Consider the following 17,853-nt stretch of genomic DNA (forward strand, 5'->3'; position numbering starts at 1 on the left):
CCCTTTTTAAAGAAGATGGAGCAAGGCTTGCACTGGATGCTGTAAAACCTCACCTTCAATACGTTTTACTTGACTGCGACAAGAGTAACCTGTCGCAAGACAAGCACTACGAGTTCTTTTCTTCAAAGCACTTTCCCAACTCAAACTATAAATTGCCTTCGACTGTTGCACTTTCGACACATCATGACCAAATGTACCCGCCATACCACAACACCCCACAGCAACCTCATCTAATTTAGCACCATAGTGTTCAAATATACTTGTCCAATCACTTGCAAATATTGGCTCAGCCGTTTTTTCAGTGCAATGTCCAAACAAATAAAATTGTTGACCCGTAGGGGCTTTCATTAACCCTTTTAGGTTGTGTTTTAACCATTCTTGAAACATTAACACGGTAAAATCACCACGTTTATCCTCTAATATAGACTTATACTCATCACGATAGCAAAGCACCATCGCCGGATCAGTACCTAACATAGGAATATTTAACCTACTCAATGCATTTAAAAAATACGCGGCACTTTGAGCTGTTTTCGCAAATTTATCTAAAAACCCTTTAATATGTTGCGCCTTACCATTGGGCTTAAAAGGCAATAATATAGGCTGATAGCCTAGTTTTTTTATACATAAAATAACATCATGCACCACCTGTGCATCATAATAGGAGGTAAAAGGATCTTGCACTATCAAAACATGTCGAGCACGCTCATCCCAAGAAAGTGCTTCTAATTTTTGCAAATCAAAATGTGTATCATGCATGTTTTTTAACAAAGCTTGCAGTGGTGGTGATGAAAGGGAAGGTACATCCACCATACCCTGTATTTTTTCTGTACACGAAATACTGACGGGCAACTCAGTAAAAAAATTAAAAAAACGTGGCCACATTCCCATTAAAGGGGCATAAAGCTCCACATATGCGACCAAATAATCTTGTGGCGGACGCAAATAACGACCATGATAAATAAACATAAAGCGCGCTCTAAACGTCGAAACGTCAACTTCAATAGGACATTGAGTGTTACATGCTTTACATGCTAAACAGCCTTGCATTGCCTGCATCACTTCGTGTGAAAAATCATATTCACCTCGTTGTTTTGCCAACGTATTTTTAAGTTTTTTAAATATATTTGTTTTTTTATCTACCAAAAGTTCTTGTTCAACTTGTAGTATATCGACATGATGATTTGCCAATTGGCGTAACCATTCACGCATTAAACCCGCTCGACCTTTAGGTGAATGCACCCTGTCTCGCGTTATTTTTACAGATGGGCACATGGTTGATGTCGTTGAATAATTAAAACATAGACCATTACCATTACAATCTAAAGCGCCCGTGTAGCTTTGCCTTACTTTAATCGGAATTTGACGATCATAATATGCCCGTTTACGCGCATCAACACGCACCAATTTATCATCAGAATTTAACGGTGTACAAATTTTTCCTGGATTAATATGGTTCAAAGGATCAAAACTGGTTTTAATTTTACGCAACTCCAAAAATAATTCATTTCCAAAATAATCGGGGCCATACTCACTGCGAAAGCCTTTACCATGCTCTCCCCACATTAATCCTTTATATTTACCCGTCAATGCTACGACTTTATCCGAGATTTCATGCATTAACGCCTCTTGTTCCGGCAGACATAAATCTAATGCAGGGCGAACATGTAAAACGCCAGCATCCACATGACCAAACATCCCGTAATGTAATCCTTTATCATCTAAAAGTTTTCGATATTCCATAATATACGACGCTAAATGTTCAGGGGGAACGCAAGTATCCTCCGCAAAGGGTATCGGTTTTGCACTTAATGCACTTTTCCCCAACAAACCTACGGCTTTTTTTCGCATTGCATAAATTTTATTAATATCACTGAGCTGAGTGCAAACTTGATAGCCTATAACGCCTTCTTTTTCATCTACCAATAACTTATCTAACGCATCACATAAATCAGTCACTTTTCTTTGCTGAACATGAGCATTATCTTCGGAAAATTCAACAATATTAAGGGCATCAACTACTTTATTCGGCACCGAGCTAAGTAAATGTTTAATACTTTGCCAAATAATATCTTGCTTAGCTAAATTCAATATCGTTGCATCGACTGTTTCAACAGAAAGAGCATCTGCAGCCACTAAAAATGGCGCATTTTTTAATGCTGATTGAAAACTATCATACTTAATATTAATAAGTGTTCGATAAACGGGTATTTTTTGAATATGTAATTTTGCTTCACAAATAAATGCTAGCGAACCTTCCGAACCACATAAAATTCGTGAAAGATCGACCTCTTTTTGTTGAGGATCATAAACATGTTTTAAATCATAACCCGTTAAAAAACGATTTAATTGAGGGAATTTTTTTTCGATTTGTGCTTCTTTTATCGTACATGTCGCCAACACTTGCCGATAAATCACACCGACATTATCCTGACGCGCACAAGCAATTTTTAACGCCTCCCCTTTGATAGGCTCACTCTCTAATATTTCACCACTCACTAAAACCGATTTTAAACCTAAGACATGATCGCTTGTTTTACCATAACGCATTGAGCCCTGCCCTGATGCATCACAACTAATCATTCCACCTAATGTCGCCCTATTACTAGTGGATAATTCGGGAGAGAAAAAATAACCATATGGTAATAAATATGCATTTAATTGGTCTTTAATCACTCCCGTTTGCACTCGAACCCAACCCTCATTGATATTCAAGTCCAATATTTTGTGCATATGTTTAGACAAATCAACAACCAAGCCTTGAGTCAATGATTGTCCATTCGTACCGGTGCCACCTCCACGTGGAGAAAATTTAATAGTTGAAAATTCAGAGCGCTGGCATAATTCAGAAATTACCACAACATCTTGTATGGATTTGGGAAAAAGGAGGGCTTGAGGAAGACATTGATAAACACTATTATCGGTCGACATTGCAAGTCGACTCGCATAATTTTTAGCAATTCCACCCGTATAAGAAGTTAAACTTAATGCCTTTAAATAAGCAATATAATTATTCTGTATGTTTTCATCATGATTTAATATTGGAATCATATTTAAGCCTATACTGATACATTTATTGATAACTAAAAGCATAAAACAGTCGTCTATAGGTACATTTACGATGTTTAAAATATAAAACAACTCTGTATTAGAATACGTTTATTGATGTTCCATTTTTGGCAAGAATAAATTTAAAAGAATAGAAACAACACCACATAAACTCACCCCTTGTAAACTAAATGTTCCAAAACCAAACGCCATACCACCAATACCAAACACTAAAGTAACGGACACAATACATAAATTACGCGGATGTGCTAAATCAACCTGATGACGAATTAAAGTATTTAAACCTACCGAAGCAATACTGCCAAATAACAAGATCATTATTCCACCCATTACCGCAACAGGAATTGTTTGTAATATGGCACCAAATTTCCCAACAAAAGCTAAAATAATTGCAATCACCGCAGCCCACATCATGATTTTTGGATTAAAATTACGGGTCAACATCACCGCTCCCGTTACTTCACTATACGTTGTATTAGGTGGTCCACCAAATAACGCCGACACACTCGTTGCTAAACCATCCCCAAATAAAGTGCGATGCAAACCAGGGTTTTTAAGGAAATCTTTACCTGTAACATTACTGATAGCCAAAATATCACCAACATGTTCGACCGCAGGAGCTATCGCCACCGGGATCATAAACAATACCGCATGCCAATTCCATTGTGGCGCTACAAAATGTGGCACACTAAACCAAGGTGCTTGAGCAACGACTGAGAAGTCCACCACACCAAAATAAAAAGATAGCAAGTAACCGACGAACACCCCAGCAAAAATAGGTACTAATTTTAAAACGCCCTTTGCCATGGTAGAGATTAATAATGTAGCTAATAATACCGGTAAGGAAATCATTAATGCGGTTTCGTAAACGATTAAAACTTCAGATCCATCACCTGATTTTCCAATAGCCATATTCACTGCCATCGGTGCAAGCCCAAGCCCTATTACCATTATCACCGGTCCAACAACAACAGGGGGTAATAGACGATTAATAAAATCGATGCCACGCAGCTTAACCGCATAAGACATCAACATATAAACCAGACCTGCGACAAATATTCCCGACATGGTACTTGGGATCCCCCAAGTTTCGACGCCGTAGGTGATTGGAGCAATAAAGGCAAAAGAAGACGCCAAAAAAATAGGAACTTGCCCTTTAGTTACCCACTGAAATAACAACGTGCCGATACCTGCTGTAAATAAGGCAACATTTGCATCAAGACCCGTAATTAAAGGCATTAAAACTAAGGCACCAAAAGCAACAAATAACATTTGTCCTCCCGCGAAGATTTGTTGCCATGTACTAAAATTAGCAGTCAAATCTTCCGGTTCATACCTCTTGCTCTGATTTTGTGGTTGAGTTTCTTTAGCTGACATCCCCTGCGCCTTTATTTAGTACCAAAAATTTTATCACCTGCATCACCAAGACCTGGAACAATATAGCCTTGCGCATTTAAATGAGAATCAATCGATGCGGTATACACTTCTATATTAGGGTAAGCAGCTTCTAAGGCTTTTAAACCCTCAGGTGCAGCCACTAAAACTAACACTTTAATATTTGTACAGCCACTTTCTGTTAGTAGGTCTAAGGTTGAAATCATAGAGCCACCAGTGGCTAACATCGGATCAACAACTAACGCTAAGCGCTCATCAATTTGTCCCACTATTTTTGAAAAGTAAGGCACAGGCTCAAGTGTTTTTTCATCGCGATATATACCTACAACGCTGACTTTCGCACTTGGCATGTTTTCTAATACACCGTCCATCATACCAAGTCCTGCACGTAAGATAGGCACAACAGTCGCTTTTTTCCCTTTTATTTGTTGCACTTCAATTTCACCATCCCAACCGTTGATGGTTACGCTTTCAAGCTCTAAATCTTTCGTTGCTTCATAGGTTAATAAACTTGAAACTTCACGAGCCAATTCGCGAAAACGTTTAGTACTAATATCGCCTTCACGCATTAAACCTAATTTATGCTGTACTAATGGGTGCTTAACTTCAACTACTTTCATGTTCATCTCCTGGGACAATGTTTAAAACAATCGATCTGTTTTTCACAAAAAATACGTATAAAAAAAGAGCAATAACACGAAGGTTACAACTCTTTAATTATTTAATGTTCTTTTTTTCATTTTATCCATCAAATCTAGCCGATAGATAAAAAATGAGATATCTGCATTAAGATGCATTCTTCTATATTTTCCATGCAAATTCGTCACACCAGCCTCGCTCAACAAATAGACAATACGATTATTATCGCCTATTTTAAGGCGATTGGATATTCTGACTAAAATATTCTTTCAAATATTCAAAAAAACCCTAAGTTCAATGAACTTAGGGTTTAAATTGGCTCCTCTTGCTGGGCTTGAACCAGCGACACACGGATTAACAGTCCGTTGCTCTACCAACTGAGCTAAAGAGGAATTGTCTTTTTAAGTCTATCGACTCATTATCTTGTTTAACAACAAAACAATTAAATTGTAAAAGCAGCAGCATGACCAATAACTGAATGACTCTGTTTTTTGTTAACATTATAATTCCTTGATAAATAGTTGCCAGCACACACTTCTTAATATAAGTAGATTATTTATTAATAATTCATCAATCTCAACCTACCTATTTTTCACATTGTCACTTACACTTTTCGGTAATTGAAACAGTCACGAATAATTTAATCATCTTTAACGTACATTATAAATACTCGTATGGGATCTAAACAATGACTAGTATAACGATGCCTCAACCTGACTACAATATGAAAGTGGTACGTCAATTTACACTGACGACAATATTATGGGGTATTGTCGGTATGAGTGTGGGAGTGATTATCGCAGCCCAACTCATTTGGCCCGTATTAAATTTTAATACGCCATGGTTTACATACAGTCGCTTAAGACCCCTGCATACTAACGCCGTTATTTTTGCTTTTGGTGTATCCGCTTTAATGGCCACCTCTTTTTATGTTGTACAACGAACGTGTCAAACAAGACTATTTGGAGGTTCACTCGCGTCTGTCGTTTTTTGGGGATGGCAGTTAGTCATTATTTCAACCGTAATATCCTTACCTTTAGGCTATACAACATCCAAAGAATACGCAGAGCTAGAATGGCCTATTGATATTTTAATTACTTTTGTTTGGGTTTGCTATGCCATTGTCTTTTTTGGTACATTGGCAATACGAAAAACATCACATATTTATGTTGCCAACTGGTTTTTTGGTGCATTTATCCTCACAGTTGCGGTGTTACATGTTGTTAATAGTTTAGCAATTCCCGTTTCACTTACCGGTATGAAATCCTATTCCATTTATGCGGGCGCTGTCGATGCGATGGTGCAATGGTGGTATGGACATAATGCGGTTGGTTTTTTATTGACCGCTGGTTTTTTAGGCATGATGTATTATTTTGTGCCTAAACAGGCAAATAGACCCGTTTACTCTTATCGATTATCCATTATCCATTTTTGGTCACTTATCGCCGTTTATATCTGGGCCGGCCCGCATCATTTACATTACACCGCACTCCCTGATTGGGCACAGTCATTGGGAATGGTGATGTCTCTTATTTTATTTGCACCTTCTTGGGGTGGCATGATAAATGGTATTATGACGTTATCCGGTGCCTGGCATAAACTACGTACGGATCCCATTTTACGCTTCCTCGTTGTCTCCTTATCTTTTTACGGAATGTCGACATTTGAAGGCCCCATGATGGCCATAAAAACCGTTAATGCACTTTCTCATTATACCGATTGGACCATTGGACACGTGCATTCAGGTGCACTTGGCTGGGTTACAATGATAACCATTGGTGCTATTTATCATTTAATTCCCAAACTATTCGGCCAGAAAGCGATGTACAGTGTGGCATTAATCAATTTACATTTTTGGCTCGCCACCATTGGCACTGTTTTATATATCGTCGCAATGTGGACCTCGGGTGTCATGCAAGGGTTAATGTGGCGTGCGGTAAATGCAGATGGCACGTTGACTTATACCTTTGTTGAATCCCTCGAGAAGTCCTACCCGTTTTACACTATCCGTTTAGGCGGTGGGCTTATATTTTTAAGTGGTATGTTTATTCTGGCTTACAATACCTACAAAACTATCTACGCTGAAAAAGGTTCAATTCAATATCAAGAATTGGGGAGTAAGTAATGAAACATGACTTAATTGAAAGAAATGTAGGTCTACTTGCTATATTGATCATCATTGCTATCAGTTTTGGTGGCTTAGCTCAGATAGTGCCTCTTTTATTTCAAAAGGAAACAACAGAGCCTGTCGATACACTACGGCCTTACACCGCATTACAAATGGAAGGTCGAGACATCTATATTCGTGAAGGTTGCCATGTTTGTCATAGCCAAATGATCCGACCCTTCCGATCTGAAACGGAACGTTACGGTCATTATAGTCTCGCAGGTGAACAAGTATGGGAGCATCCATTTCTTTGGGGCTCTAAACGTACAGGCCCAGATTTAGCACGGGTTGGACAACGTTATTCCGATGCATGGCATGAAATACATCTAATGAATCCTAGAGATGTAGTGCCACAATCAAATATGCCTAGATTTCCTTGGCTTGCCGATAATATTTTAACGGGCGAAGACACTAAACGTAAATTAGAAATATTTCGTAATAATTTTGGGGTGCCTTACACTGACGAAGACATTGCTGGGGCAAAAGAAGCCGTTGTAGGGAAAACAGAGATGCAAGCTTTAATTGCTTACTTACAATCACTCGGCCATGCCTTTAGATAGGCGCGTGGCACAGGAGACGTTATGCATTATTCTACCTTTAATGGATTATATACTCTGTTTCTGATCATTATTTTTATTGCTTTAATTTTATGGGCATACAGCAAAAAGCATATAAAATCCTTTGATGAAATTGCTAATTCAATTTTAACGGACGAACCAAATACATCTGAAAAAAAAACCAGTGAAACTTCAGGAGTGAAGAAATAATGAGCCTTTTTTGGACAATCTGGATCTCTACCATTACCCTTATTGTAGTCTTAGGCTGTGCAGTTTTACTCCGAGCGACGTCTAAAAATAATACAGGAGTACCTGAGGGTGAACCAATGCCTCACACCTTTGATGGTATTCAGGAGCTAAATAACCCTTTACCTAAATGGTGGACCATATTGTTTTGGTTTACCATTGTTATAGCCATTATTTACAGTTTTGCCTATCCGACTTTTACAGCAAATTACAATGGTTTACTGGATTGGACAAGTGCAGATAAAGATATTAAATCACCACAAGAATCAAAGTTACGCGCCAAAACATCTCATTCTCAATATCAACGTGAAATGAATTTAGCAGAAATAAAATACGGAGCTGTATTTAAAAAATTAGCCTATAACGAGGATGGCAGTTATAAATCTTTCACTCATATCGCCAATGATCCCGAAGCACTTAAAGTTGGACAACGCTTATTTTTACAAAATTGCTCAATGTGTCATGGATCTGACGGTCGAGGTAATCGAGGTTTCCCAAATTTAACGGATAACGATTGGTTATACGGTGCGACTGAAAGTGCCATTAAAACAAGTATTATGCAAGGTCGCTCCGGTGTAATGGCCGCTTGGGAAGATATTTTAGGGGGGAAAAAAGGTGTTCGAGAAATCACCAGTTATGTATTACAACTTAGTGGGCGCAGAGTTAATACCCTTGAGGCAAAAGCGGGGAAAAAGAAATTTGCTCTTTGTGCTACCTGTCATGGCGAAAATGGTAAAGGATCATATGTTTTTGGCGCGCCGAATTTAACGGATAAAATATGGTTATACGGTGGCTCGCGTAAAGCTGTCGAAGCGACTATTTCCACGGGTCGAAATGGTGTTATGCCTGCATGGTTAGATGTTTTAGGCGAAGATAAAATTCATTTGATTAGCGCTTTTGTATACTCGTTATCCATGAAAAACAATTAATAAACCTGTAGATATACCCTTGAAACAGTCTGTCTACCTTCTTATTCTTATGCCCTCGAGGCAACAAGGCTTAATGTTAAAAAATGAAAAATGATAATTGGTTTAAACAATTCTGGCCTTGGTTCTTAATTATTTTACCTCTTTGCGCTGTGGTTGCTGGCATTGCCACCTTCGTCATTGCCATAGAAAATAAACCAGATATGGTTGTAGATGATTATTATACTGTCGGTAAAGCAATTAATGTTGATCTTTCTCTATTAAGGGAAGCACAACAACGTGGTATAACCGCAAACATCCACCAAATTAAAAATGTACTGCGAATTGATTTTACCGGTTTAAAAAAACATAGCGCCATACGTTTATCTTTATACCATCCCACTCTCGCCAATAGAGATCTTTCAAGCATGTTAACTGCCGATGCACAAGGACGTTATCACTTTGAAAGCAAAGACATATTAAAAGGTAAATGGCAAATACGTCTTGAACCTTTTGACCTGAATTGGCGTTTAGAGAAAGTAATTTATTTCCCCTCAAATGACATAAAATTACAATGACGCAAACGGCACAATGCTTTCACTGTGGAGAGCCAAATCCTGCGCATACACACTATCAAGTTAAGATAAATGGAAATAACCAAGATCTTTGTTGTCCAGGATGCCAAGCGGTTGCACAGATGATTGTCGACAATGGGGCAAGCTCTTACTATCAACATCGCAGTGCTCCGGCAAATAAAGTTGAAATGTTACTCCCAGAAGAGTTACAACAACTCGAATACTATGATGTTGACAAAATTCAAGAAGACTATCTTAAAAAAGGCACACAATTTAATGAAATAACCCTAAGTGTTGAAGGCGTCACCTGTGCGGCTTGTGCTTGGCTGATTGAAAAACAACTACGACGAATTCCCGGATTACTCTTTATTAATGTCAATACGACCTTACAACGTATCGCGCTGCGCTGGGACAATAAAAAGGTCAAACTTAGTCAGTTATTAAAAGCCATTCAAGCAATCGGCTATAAAGCTTATCCTTTTCAAATAGATCAAGAAGAATTGTTTTATAAACAACAAACGCAAGCCTATTTACGACGATTGGGTTTAGCTGGCTTAGCAAGTATGCAAATTTTAATGTTTGCCATTGCTCTTTATGGAGATTTTTTCTCCTCAATGGAAATTCAATTTGTACAATACTTTCGCTGGGTTAGCTTTATTCTCGCGACCCCTGTTCTCTTATATAGCGCCCAACCTTTTTATCTAAACGCATGGCGTGATATAAAACACCGCACACTAGGTATGGATATTCCTATTTCAATTGCGTTATTAAGTGCATATGTAGCCTCGGCTTACGCCACTATTTTTGCTCAAGGCGACGTTTATTTTGAATCTGTTTCCATGTTTACTTTTTTACTTTTATTGGGTCGTTCACTCGAGCTACGCGCGCGGCGAAAAGCATCCGAAATTAGTAATAACTTACTGCGTTTATTACCTATAATGGCAACCCTACTAGATGGTGAAAAACAAATTTTGATCCCAGCAAAAATGCTTAAAGTAGGACAAATATTTTTGGTGAAAGCCGGTGAACGTATTGCAACTGATGGCTGTATTATCAGTGGTGCCAGTAGCATTGAAGAGTCAATGTTAACGGGTGAATCAGCCCCCATTAGAAAAAAAAACAATAGTTATGTTTATGCTGCCACGGTCAACATCAGTAGCCCTCTTACTATTCGAGTTGAAAAAACGACACAAGATAGCCTAATTAACGATATCATTCATCTACAAAATGATGCACAAATGCATAAACCACACATCGAGATACTCGCCACTCAAGTCTCCCGATATTTTGTTGGCGCACTCCTTATTATTGCCCTGCTCACCTACATTTCATGGCTTTTCATCGATGCAGATAAAGCCTTTTGGATAACCCTCTCTGTACTTGTTGCCACCTGCCCTTGTGCACTTTCATTAGCTACGCCAACCGCACTCACTTGCGCTACAGCGAACCTAAATAAACAAGGTATTTTAATTAAAAAACATCATGTATTAGAGACGTTAAGCGCTATCAAACATATCATTTTTGATAAAACAGGAACCTTAACAAAAGGCAATTTCAAAGTGCTACAATGTACTACCTATGCTAACGCTTATTCAAAACAACAATGTCTCGATATATCAGCTCAAATAGAGTCTTTATCGGAGCATCCTATCGCACAAGCCTTTCATTGTTTACAAGTTGAAAAAATCAATCTAAACGAGATTCAGAATAAACCAGGTCAAGGTATCCAAGCTCGATATCAAAATAAAACACTCAAATTAGGACACGCTCTTTTTTGCCAAATAGAACCTCCGATTAAGAGCTCGAATTTACTCATCTATTTAACCTTGAACAACCAACTTCTCGCTATTTTTGAATTAGGCGATGAATTGCGTTCAAGTGCAAAAAAAATTCTACAATATTGCACACAAAATAACATTAAAAGTACCCTTCTAAGCGGTGACATTTCCATGCGTAGTGACGCGCTGGTGCAACAATTAAATATTGATATTCTGTGTAAAGGGATCAGTCCTAAAGGTAAATTAGCCTATATACAAAAAATTCAACGTCATGAGCTAGTTTTAATGGTCGGTGATGGCATTAATGATGCGCCGGTATTAGCGGGTGCCCATGTCTCGATTGCATTGAGCAGTGGCACTGATATTGCTAAAAATAGTGCTGATGTTATTTTATTAGGCTCAGATCTGAGTAAAATTATTATACTTAAAGACACTGCGCAAAAAACAGTACGAATTATTAAACAAAATTTAGCATGGGCAATGCTCTACAATCTGATCATTGTGCCACTTGCCGTGAGTGGGCATGTTCTCCCCTATATTGCGGTATTAGGCATGTCTTGTAGCTCGTTAATTGTACTGAGTAATTCTTTGCGCCTTTTAAAAGAGAAACACTAATATGAGTATTATTTATATCTTAATTCCGATTGCCATGCTTTTTGTAAGTATCGCCGTTGTTATTTTTTTTGGGGCAATAAAATCAGATCAATATAATGATTTAGATAGAGAAGGTATGAATATTTTATTAGATGATGAGCCTGATGTGAGTGTCCCTAAAAAAGGAACCTCAACCCATGATGAATAATTTCATCGCGGCCTTCTTAATTGGAAGCCTCGGTGCAGGGCACTGTTTAGGTATGTGCTCCGGTATCGCGGGAGCTATCACATTTTCAGAGCCTCAAGCGGGAAAAAAACATAATAACTACACTTCTATTTTTCTTTACAATATAGGCCGGATAAGTAGTTACGCCCTCGCAGGTTCAATTTTCGCAGGGGCGAGTGGTGCACTTATTATCTTTTTTGGAGGTAAAGAATTCCTCATTTACTTACGTATTTTGGCAGCCATACTCATGCTGTTTCTCGCTCTTTATATTTCACGTCTTTATTTTGGATTATTAAAGTTAGAACAATTTGGACAGTTTTTTTGGCAATTTATTAAACCCTTCGCGCGATATTTTATCCCACTTAAAAATCCTATTTATGCTTTTCCGTTAGGATTTCTATGGGGGTGGTTACCTTGTGGTTTAGTCTATTCAACTCTGGCTTGGGCCGCCAGCAGTGGAAGTTCCAGACAAGGTTTCTTTATTATGTTAGGTTTCGGTTTAGGCACTCTCCCTGCGATGCTCTGTGTCGGTAAACTAACGCAACAATTAAAATTTTATCTTAATCATCGTATTTTCCGTTACGGCAGTGGTCTTTTATTAACTTTTTTTGCCTTACAAACTTTTTATATCGCATTACTTCAACTACGTTAGCGCTGTGCTCTCATCCCCTGATCCTGCTTATCTTCAACAAAACTGACCTCTGTTTTTTTTTATAGCTATTCAAACTAAGTAACAATAATGTTAAACTTGATTTAAGTCAAAAACGGAATATATCAGAACTATGGAAAAAAGTAATCTAATGCGCATTCAAACGGGTGGTTGTGCTATTCACTGCCACGATTGTAGTATCAGCCAACTCTGTATCCCTTACTCCCTTAATGAAACAGAGTTAAATCGTCTCGACAATATTATTGACCGTAAAAAACCAATCCAAAAAGGCCAAGAAATATTTAAAGCCGGCCAAGAGATGAAATGCCTCTACGCAATTCGCTCTGGTACACTAAAGTCATATACCATCACAGAACAAGGCGATGAGCAAATCACAGCCTTTCATTTAGCAGGAGATCTTATTGGCTTTGATGCCATTAGCACCGGTACGCACCCCAGCTTTTCACAAGCTTTAGAAACCTCAATGATTTGTGAAATTCCTTATGATACTCTCGATGAACTGTCCACTACGATGCCTAAATTACGTCAACAAATTCTACGCTTAATGAGTACTGAAATTGTTGGTGATCAGAATATGATATTATTGTTATCTAAGAAAAATGCCGAAGAACGTCTTGCCTCTTTTATCTATAATTTATCCAGTCGCTTTGCGATGCGTGGTTTTTCTCCAAAAGAATTTCGTTTATCCATGACACGAGGCGATATTGGTAACTACCTCGGTTTGACCGTCGAAACGATCAGTCGCTTACTCGGCCGCTTCCAAAAAAATGATATGATCGCAGTAAAAGGAAAATATATTAGTATATTAGATGAGAAACAACTGATAATACTTGCAGGCGAGCATAAAAAATCTTAACATTTGGTAGCACCACTTAAATATTTGAAGAAGATCCTTTAAAAAAAAAACGATTTCATGACGAAGGATCTATTCGCATCTCCATTTTTGCTCTAAATTATACCTATCTACTTTTAATTAATAGGATATCTAGCATGCTCAAATATCATAATATTTTAGTTTTTATCGATCCTAACAAAGTATCCCAACCCGCTTTAAGCCGAGCCTTCGATATTGTACAAAAAGAAGAACATGCAAAAGTTACACTTTTCCTCTGTTGCTATGATTTAAGCTATGAAATGACCTCTCTTACTTCAAAAGAAGAGCGTCAGTCCATGCAAAATGTTGTTATCCAAGAACATAACGAATGGTTGCAATCACTTATCCAACCCATAGATTGTCATAATGTCGAAATAGATACTACGGTTGTTTGGCACTCACACCCTTTTCAAGCTGCAATTATTGAAGTACTCAAACACAATTATGATCTAGTTATTAAAGCCACTCACCCTCATTCCAAACTAAGTGCTATTTTCTTTACCCCTACCGATTGGAATTTATTACGGAAATGTCCTGTTCCTGTCCTTTTAGTGAAGCATTGCCACTGGCCAGAGCGCGGTAATATTCTTTGTGCAATTGATTGTAAAAGCGCTGATGAAAACAATCATCATCATCTCAATAATCATATTATCAATGAAGCCAAAAGCATGGCAAAAATCATCAATGCAAAAGTGCATATCGTCAATGCTTACCCTACTCCCCCAGTCAATATCATGCTGGAATTACCTGAATTTGATCCGATTGATTATGATGCGGGCTTAAAAAAATTCCATAAAAAAATATTAGAAGATTATGCACAAAAGCATAGTATTTCATTACAACGTTGCCATTTAAAACAAGGCTTACCCGAAGATGTTATCAGCAAAGTTGCTTATTCTATCGATGCGGAATTAGTTGTTTTAGGTACTGTAGGCCGCTCTGGATTTGGCGTCGCTTTACTGGGGCATACCGCCGAGCAGGTTATTGACAACCTAGATTGCGATTTATTAGCATTAAAACCAGAAGGCTTTATTAGCCCTATTACCCTAGACTGAAGAGAAAAAAATGAAACAATTAATCAAAGGCGATACCGCACCTTTATTCACGTTGCATGACGAGCAAGATAATCCTGTATCTTTAGCCGATTTAAAAGGTAAAAAAGTCCTTATTTACTTTTATCCTCGCGCGATGACACCTGGCTGTATAACACAAGCTTGTGGTCTGCGTGATAGCAAAGATGACCTTACAAAGCATAATACGCTGGTCTACGGTATCAGCCCAGATCCGATTAAAAAGTTAGCTAATTTCGTACTGAAAAAAAACTTAAACTTCCCGCTTCTTAGTGATGAAGATCATCATGTAGCAGAAGCCTTTGGCGTCTGGGGCGAAAAGAAATTTATGGGGAAAACATACAATGGTATACACCGCATTAGTTTCCTAATAGATGAGAAGGGTGATATCGAACATGTTTTTGATAAATTTAAAACAAAAGAACACCACCAGGTTGTCTTAGCACACCTTAATTCGCTTTAGACAGACCAAATAAAAACAGTCGTACAAATTAATTTATTGTTTGACTGTTTTTATCTTTCTTTTCTTATACTGAATGTACCTTTCCCTCAGGAAATGCATTAAGTATCGCTTTAACTAATGACGCTAAAGGGATGGCAAAAAACACTCCCCAAAAACCCCATAATCCACCAAAAATAAGTACCGCAATAATAATCATGACAGGATGTAAATTAACCGCACCTGCAAATAAAATAGGCACAACTAAGTTACCATCTAACGCTTGTACTATTCCATAAGCCAACATTAAATAAGCAAAATCTGACGTTAATCCCCATTGAAATAATGCCACTATTATCACAGGCACAGTAACAGCTACCGCACCAATATAAGGAATTAAAACTGAAAATCCAACTAATACAGCAAGTAGTACGGAGTAACGAAGATCTAAAAATAAAAATACTAAATACGTAGATAATCCCACAATAATAATTTCAATCACCTTACCGCGAATATAATTCATTATTTGTGTATTCATTTCGCTGCTTACTTGAATAATTAATTTACGATGAAAGGGTAAAAATCGTACGACTTGCTTAATTAACTTGTTTTTATCTTTAAGCATAAAAACCATCATTAGTGGCACTAAAATAGCGTAGATGATTAAAGCGGCAAGATTCAGTAATGAGGCCACTGAATGAGAAAGTAAAAAACCACCACTTTCTAACACATAATTTCGTAAGCTACTGATAAGACTTGTAAGTGTCTGTGCATCAATCAAATCAGGATATTGATTAGGCAACGTGAGAACATATACTTGCGCTTGATTAAACATGGTAGGTAAATCATGCAATAAAGAAATACCTTGCTTTATTGCCGTAGGTACAACCGCAATAAACATAAATATCATAATAGAGATAAAAGCAGACATCACTATCAATGTTGCTACACCTCTATTTATTTTGAGACGCATTAAATGAGTCACAGGTAAATCTAAAAGATATGAGAGGACTAACGCAACAAATAACGGTGTTAAAATACCTCCAAAAAAATAAATAACAAAAAAGAGCGCGAATAAAGATAAGAAAAGCACTCCTAATTGAGGGTCTGAAAAACGGGATTTATACCAATTCATTAACTCTTTTGACTGCAATAAATATAAGCTTGTTTATTATATTTTCAGGAGAGGTTAATATGTCAAAAAAGAGTCTAGTCAGCGCATCCTTTATTATGTTATTGTTTTTTAGCCGTTTAAGCTACGCCCAAAATGATTTGCCTGACATTGGCACTGTGGGTGCTGGCGCACTCAGCCTCGAGCAAGAAAAAGAATATGGTTGGGCGTTTAATTTATTAGCTAACCAATCCTTACCTATTATTGATGATCCAGTATTAAATAATTACATTAACAAACTTGGCCAAAATTTAGTTACCCATGCTGACTCCGTTAAGTTACCCTTTGATTTTTTCCTTATTAATGACAAAGAAATTAATGCAGCCGCCTTTTTAGGTGGTAATATAAAAATTAATACGGGCCTTTTCTTATATGCTAAGAATGAAAGTGAATTAGCAGGTGTCCTTGCTCATGAAATCGCCCATATTACACAACGTCATCTCGCTCGTATGCTAGAACAACAGTCTTTAAATAATCCAGCATCAATGGCGGCCATGGCGGGCTCTATATTATTAGCGTTAGTGTCTCCTGCAGCAGGTATTGCGGCGTTAACCACCAGCCTTGCTGTTAATGCTCAAATGCAAATTAATTATACACGTTTACATGAATCTGAAGCAGATAGAATCGGCATTCAAACTTTGTATAATGCCGGTTATGATCCCGATGGCATGGCGAATTTTTTCAACAAATTGGCACAAAAATATCAATATACATCTGTCCCCCCTGCCATCTTATCAACTCATCCTTTAACTGAAACACGATTAGCCGATGCACGTTTGCGTGCAGATCAATTCCCGAAAAAAAAATATAAAGTAAGTCTTGATTATCAATTAAGTAAAGCTAGAATTATTGTCAGATTTGGAAAAATATCGGCAAAAACCGCCATTAATTACTATCAAAATCAATTAAAAAACAATCGTTACGTAATCAAATCGAGCGCTCAATATGGTTTGGCTCTCGCTTATTTCAACAATAAAGAAACGCAAAAAGCACATGATATTGGACTCAAATTACTGCAAGAAATGCCAAATAATCTTTTTTATCTTGATTTAATAACCGATACATCAATACAACTCAAAAAAACAAAATTTGCTATCAACCTATTATTAAAAGAATATCAGCTACACCCGACAAATGCCGTTATTACCTTAAATTTAGTCATCGCATTGCGTGCGAATAAACTCAATCAACAAGCGGTAAAAATATTGTCTCACTTTCTACGTAAAAAACCACAGAACATTTTGGCACATTTAATCGCCATCGATATTTATAAAGTCCTTAAAAACAAAGCAAAGGAACATGCAATGCGCGCTGAGTATCTTGCACTATTAGGTAAGTTTAGAGACGCGAGTGAAGAAATTGGTAGTGCTCTTATTTATACGCAAAGCACTCTCGACAGAGCGCGTTATAGCGCCAAAATAGAGATCTATCTACAACAAGACTTGCGTTTACAGTCATTGCAAAAATAATGGCGCAGG

General features: G+C 37.6%; 16 protein-coding genes and 1 tRNA gene. 12 read left to right on the forward strand and 5 right to left on the reverse strand.

Features of this window, described 5'->3' with window-relative positions; translation table 11 throughout:
• Positions 1-6: 6 nt before the first annotated feature.
• The 4 genes from ydiJ to B8W84_RS04920 form a co-directional block, all read right to left on the reverse strand.
• Positions 7-3,051: a D-2-hydroxyglutarate dehydrogenase YdiJ gene (gene ydiJ, locus B8W84_RS04905; RefSeq protein WP_094752745.1), complete on the reverse strand. Its 3,045-nt coding sequence runs from the start codon at positions 3,049-3,051 to the stop codon at positions 7-9.
• Between the two features lie 108 nt (positions 3,052-3,159).
• Positions 3,160-4,446 (reverse strand): uracil-xanthine permease family protein, encoded by a 1,287-nt coding sequence (locus B8W84_RS04910; RefSeq protein ID WP_094752171.1) that lies wholly within the window; start codon positions 4,444-4,446, stop codon positions 3,160-3,162.
• An 11-nt stretch (positions 4,447-4,457) separates the two neighbouring features.
• Complete coding sequence (gene upp / locus B8W84_RS04915; RefSeq protein WP_094752172.1) at positions 4,458-5,084, reverse strand: uracil phosphoribosyltransferase; 627 nt, start codon at positions 5,082-5,084, stop codon at positions 4,458-4,460.
• Between the two features lie 335 nt (positions 5,085-5,419).
• Positions 5,420-5,495, reverse strand: a tRNA-Asn gene (locus B8W84_RS04920).
• Between the two features lie 296 nt (positions 5,496-5,791).
• On the opposite strand from B8W84_RS04920, the gene ccoN reads away from it, so the two are divergent.
• The 11 genes from ccoN to bcp all read left to right on the forward strand — a co-directional run bounded on the left by ccoN (position 5,792) and on the right by bcp (position 15,228).
• Positions 5,792-7,228: a cytochrome-c oxidase, cbb3-type subunit I gene (gene ccoN / locus B8W84_RS04925; protein ID WP_094752173.1), complete on the forward strand. Its 1,437-nt coding sequence runs from the start codon at positions 5,792-5,794 to the stop codon at positions 7,226-7,228.
• Positions 7,228-7,830, forward strand: coding sequence for a cytochrome-c oxidase, cbb3-type subunit II (ccoO, locus tag B8W84_RS04930; RefSeq protein WP_094752174.1), 603 nt, complete (start codon positions 7,228-7,230; stop codon positions 7,828-7,830). Before ccoN ends, ccoO begins: the two co-directional genes overlap by 1 nt.
• A gap of 21 nt (positions 7,831-7,851) precedes the next feature.
• Positions 7,852-8,037, forward strand: a complete 186-nt coding sequence (locus B8W84_RS04935) for a CcoQ/FixQ family Cbb3-type cytochrome c oxidase assembly chaperone (RefSeq protein WP_094752175.1) — start codon at positions 7,852-7,854, stop codon at positions 8,035-8,037.
• Complete coding sequence (gene ccoP / locus B8W84_RS04940; protein ID WP_094752176.1) at positions 8,037-9,002, forward strand: cytochrome-c oxidase, cbb3-type subunit III; 966 nt, start codon at positions 8,037-8,039, stop codon at positions 9,000-9,002. Before B8W84_RS04935 ends, ccoP begins: the two co-directional genes overlap by 1 nt.
• 83 nt (positions 9,003-9,085) lie before the next feature.
• A complete protein-coding gene (locus B8W84_RS04945; RefSeq protein ID WP_094752177.1) occupies positions 9,086-9,556 on the forward strand; it encodes a FixH family protein in 471 nt (156 codons plus the stop codon).
• Complete coding sequence (locus tag B8W84_RS04950; RefSeq protein ID WP_094752178.1) at positions 9,553-11,946, forward strand: heavy metal translocating P-type ATPase; 2,394 nt, start codon at positions 9,553-9,555, stop codon at positions 11,944-11,946. The genes B8W84_RS04945 and B8W84_RS04950 overlap by 4 nt, the downstream gene beginning before the upstream one ends.
• A 1-nt stretch (position 11,947) precedes the next feature.
• A complete protein-coding gene (ccoS, locus tag B8W84_RS04955) occupies positions 11,948-12,133 on the forward strand; it encodes a cbb3-type cytochrome oxidase assembly protein CcoS (RefSeq protein ID WP_094752179.1) in 186 nt (61 codons plus the stop codon).
• Positions 12,123-12,803, forward strand: coding sequence for a sulfite exporter TauE/SafE family protein (locus B8W84_RS04960; protein ID WP_094752180.1), 681 nt, complete (start codon positions 12,123-12,125; stop codon positions 12,801-12,803). Before ccoS ends, B8W84_RS04960 begins: the two co-directional genes overlap by 11 nt.
• A gap of 130 nt (positions 12,804-12,933) precedes the next feature.
• Positions 12,934-13,677, forward strand: a complete 744-nt coding sequence (locus B8W84_RS04965; RefSeq protein WP_094752181.1) for an FNR family transcription factor — start codon at positions 12,934-12,936, stop codon at positions 13,675-13,677.
• A gap of 134 nt (positions 13,678-13,811) precedes the next feature.
• The gene (gene uspE / locus B8W84_RS04970; protein WP_094752182.1) at positions 13,812-14,750 is read left to right on the forward strand and encodes a universal stress protein UspE; all 939 of its coding nucleotides are present in this window, start codon (positions 13,812-13,814) and stop codon (positions 14,748-14,750) included.
• A 10-nt stretch (positions 14,751-14,760) separates the two neighbouring features.
• The gene (bcp, locus tag B8W84_RS04975) at positions 14,761-15,228 is read left to right on the forward strand and encodes a thioredoxin-dependent thiol peroxidase (RefSeq protein ID WP_094752183.1); all 468 of its coding nucleotides are present in this window, start codon (positions 14,761-14,763) and stop codon (positions 15,226-15,228) included.
• Positions 15,229-15,292: 64 nt separating this feature from the next.
• Here bcp and B8W84_RS04980 read toward each other — a convergent pair whose 3' ends face one another.
• Positions 15,293-16,339, reverse strand: coding sequence for an AI-2E family transporter (locus B8W84_RS04980; protein WP_094752184.1), 1,047 nt, complete (start codon positions 16,337-16,339; stop codon positions 15,293-15,295).
• Between the two features lie 59 nt (positions 16,340-16,398).
• On the opposite strand from B8W84_RS04980, the gene B8W84_RS04985 reads away from it, so the two are divergent.
• The gene (locus B8W84_RS04985) at positions 16,399-17,844 is read left to right on the forward strand and encodes a M48 family metalloprotease (protein ID WP_094752185.1); all 1,446 of its coding nucleotides are present in this window, start codon (positions 16,399-16,401) and stop codon (positions 17,842-17,844) included.
• Positions 17,845-17,853 lie beyond the last annotated feature (9 nt).

It is taken from the genome of Psychromonas sp. CD1 (genome assembly GCF_002239585.1).
In the GTDB taxonomy this organism is placed as follows: domain Bacteria; phylum Pseudomonadota; class Gammaproteobacteria; order Enterobacterales; family Psychromonadaceae; genus Psychromonas.

Excerpts from the sequence above, each read along its gene's own strand:
- ydiJ (WP_094752745.1), bottom strand. The coding sequence starts at position 3,051 with ATGATTCCAATATTAAATCATGATGAAAACATACAGAATAATTATATT.
- upp (WP_094752172.1), bottom strand. The coding sequence starts at position 5,084 with ATGAAAGTAGTTGAAGTTAAGCACCCATTAGTACAGCATAAATTAGGT.
- ccoP (WP_094752176.1), top strand. The coding sequence starts at position 8,037 with ATGAGCCTTTTTTGGACAATCTGGATCTCTACCATTACCCTTATTGTA.
- B8W84_RS04960 (WP_094752180.1), top strand. The coding sequence starts at position 12,123 with ATGATGAATAATTTCATCGCGGCCTTCTTAATTGGAAGCCTCGGTGCA.
- ccoO (WP_094752174.1), top strand. The coding sequence starts at position 7,228 with ATGAAACATGACTTAATTGAAAGAAATGTAGGTCTACTTGCTATATTG.
- B8W84_RS04910 (WP_094752171.1), bottom strand. The coding sequence starts at position 4,446 with ATGTCAGCTAAAGAAACTCAACCACAAAATCAGAGCAAGAGGTATGAA.
- uspE (WP_094752182.1), top strand. The coding sequence starts at position 13,812 with ATGCTCAAATATCATAATATTTTAGTTTTTATCGATCCTAACAAAGTA.
- B8W84_RS04945 (WP_094752177.1), top strand. The coding sequence starts at position 9,086 with ATGAAAAATGATAATTGGTTTAAACAATTCTGGCCTTGGTTCTTAATT.
- B8W84_RS04950 (WP_094752178.1), top strand. The coding sequence starts at position 9,553 with ATGACGCAAACGGCACAATGCTTTCACTGTGGAGAGCCAAATCCTGCG.
- B8W84_RS04985 (WP_094752185.1), top strand. The coding sequence starts at position 16,399 with ATGTCAAAAAAGAGTCTAGTCAGCGCATCCTTTATTATGTTATTGTTT.
- ccoS (WP_094752179.1), top strand. The coding sequence starts at position 11,948 with ATGAGTATTATTTATATCTTAATTCCGATTGCCATGCTTTTTGTAAGT.
- ccoN (WP_094752173.1), top strand. The coding sequence starts at position 5,792 with ATGACTAGTATAACGATGCCTCAACCTGACTACAATATGAAAGTGGTA.
- bcp (WP_094752183.1), top strand. The coding sequence starts at position 14,761 with ATGAAACAATTAATCAAAGGCGATACCGCACCTTTATTCACGTTGCAT.
- B8W84_RS04980 (WP_094752184.1), bottom strand. The coding sequence starts at position 16,339 with ATGAATTGGTATAAATCCCGTTTTTCAGACCCTCAATTAGGAGTGCTT.
- B8W84_RS04935 (WP_094752175.1), top strand. The coding sequence starts at position 7,852 with ATGCATTATTCTACCTTTAATGGATTATATACTCTGTTTCTGATCATT.
- B8W84_RS04965 (WP_094752181.1), top strand. The coding sequence starts at position 12,934 with ATGGAAAAAAGTAATCTAATGCGCATTCAAACGGGTGGTTGTGCTATT.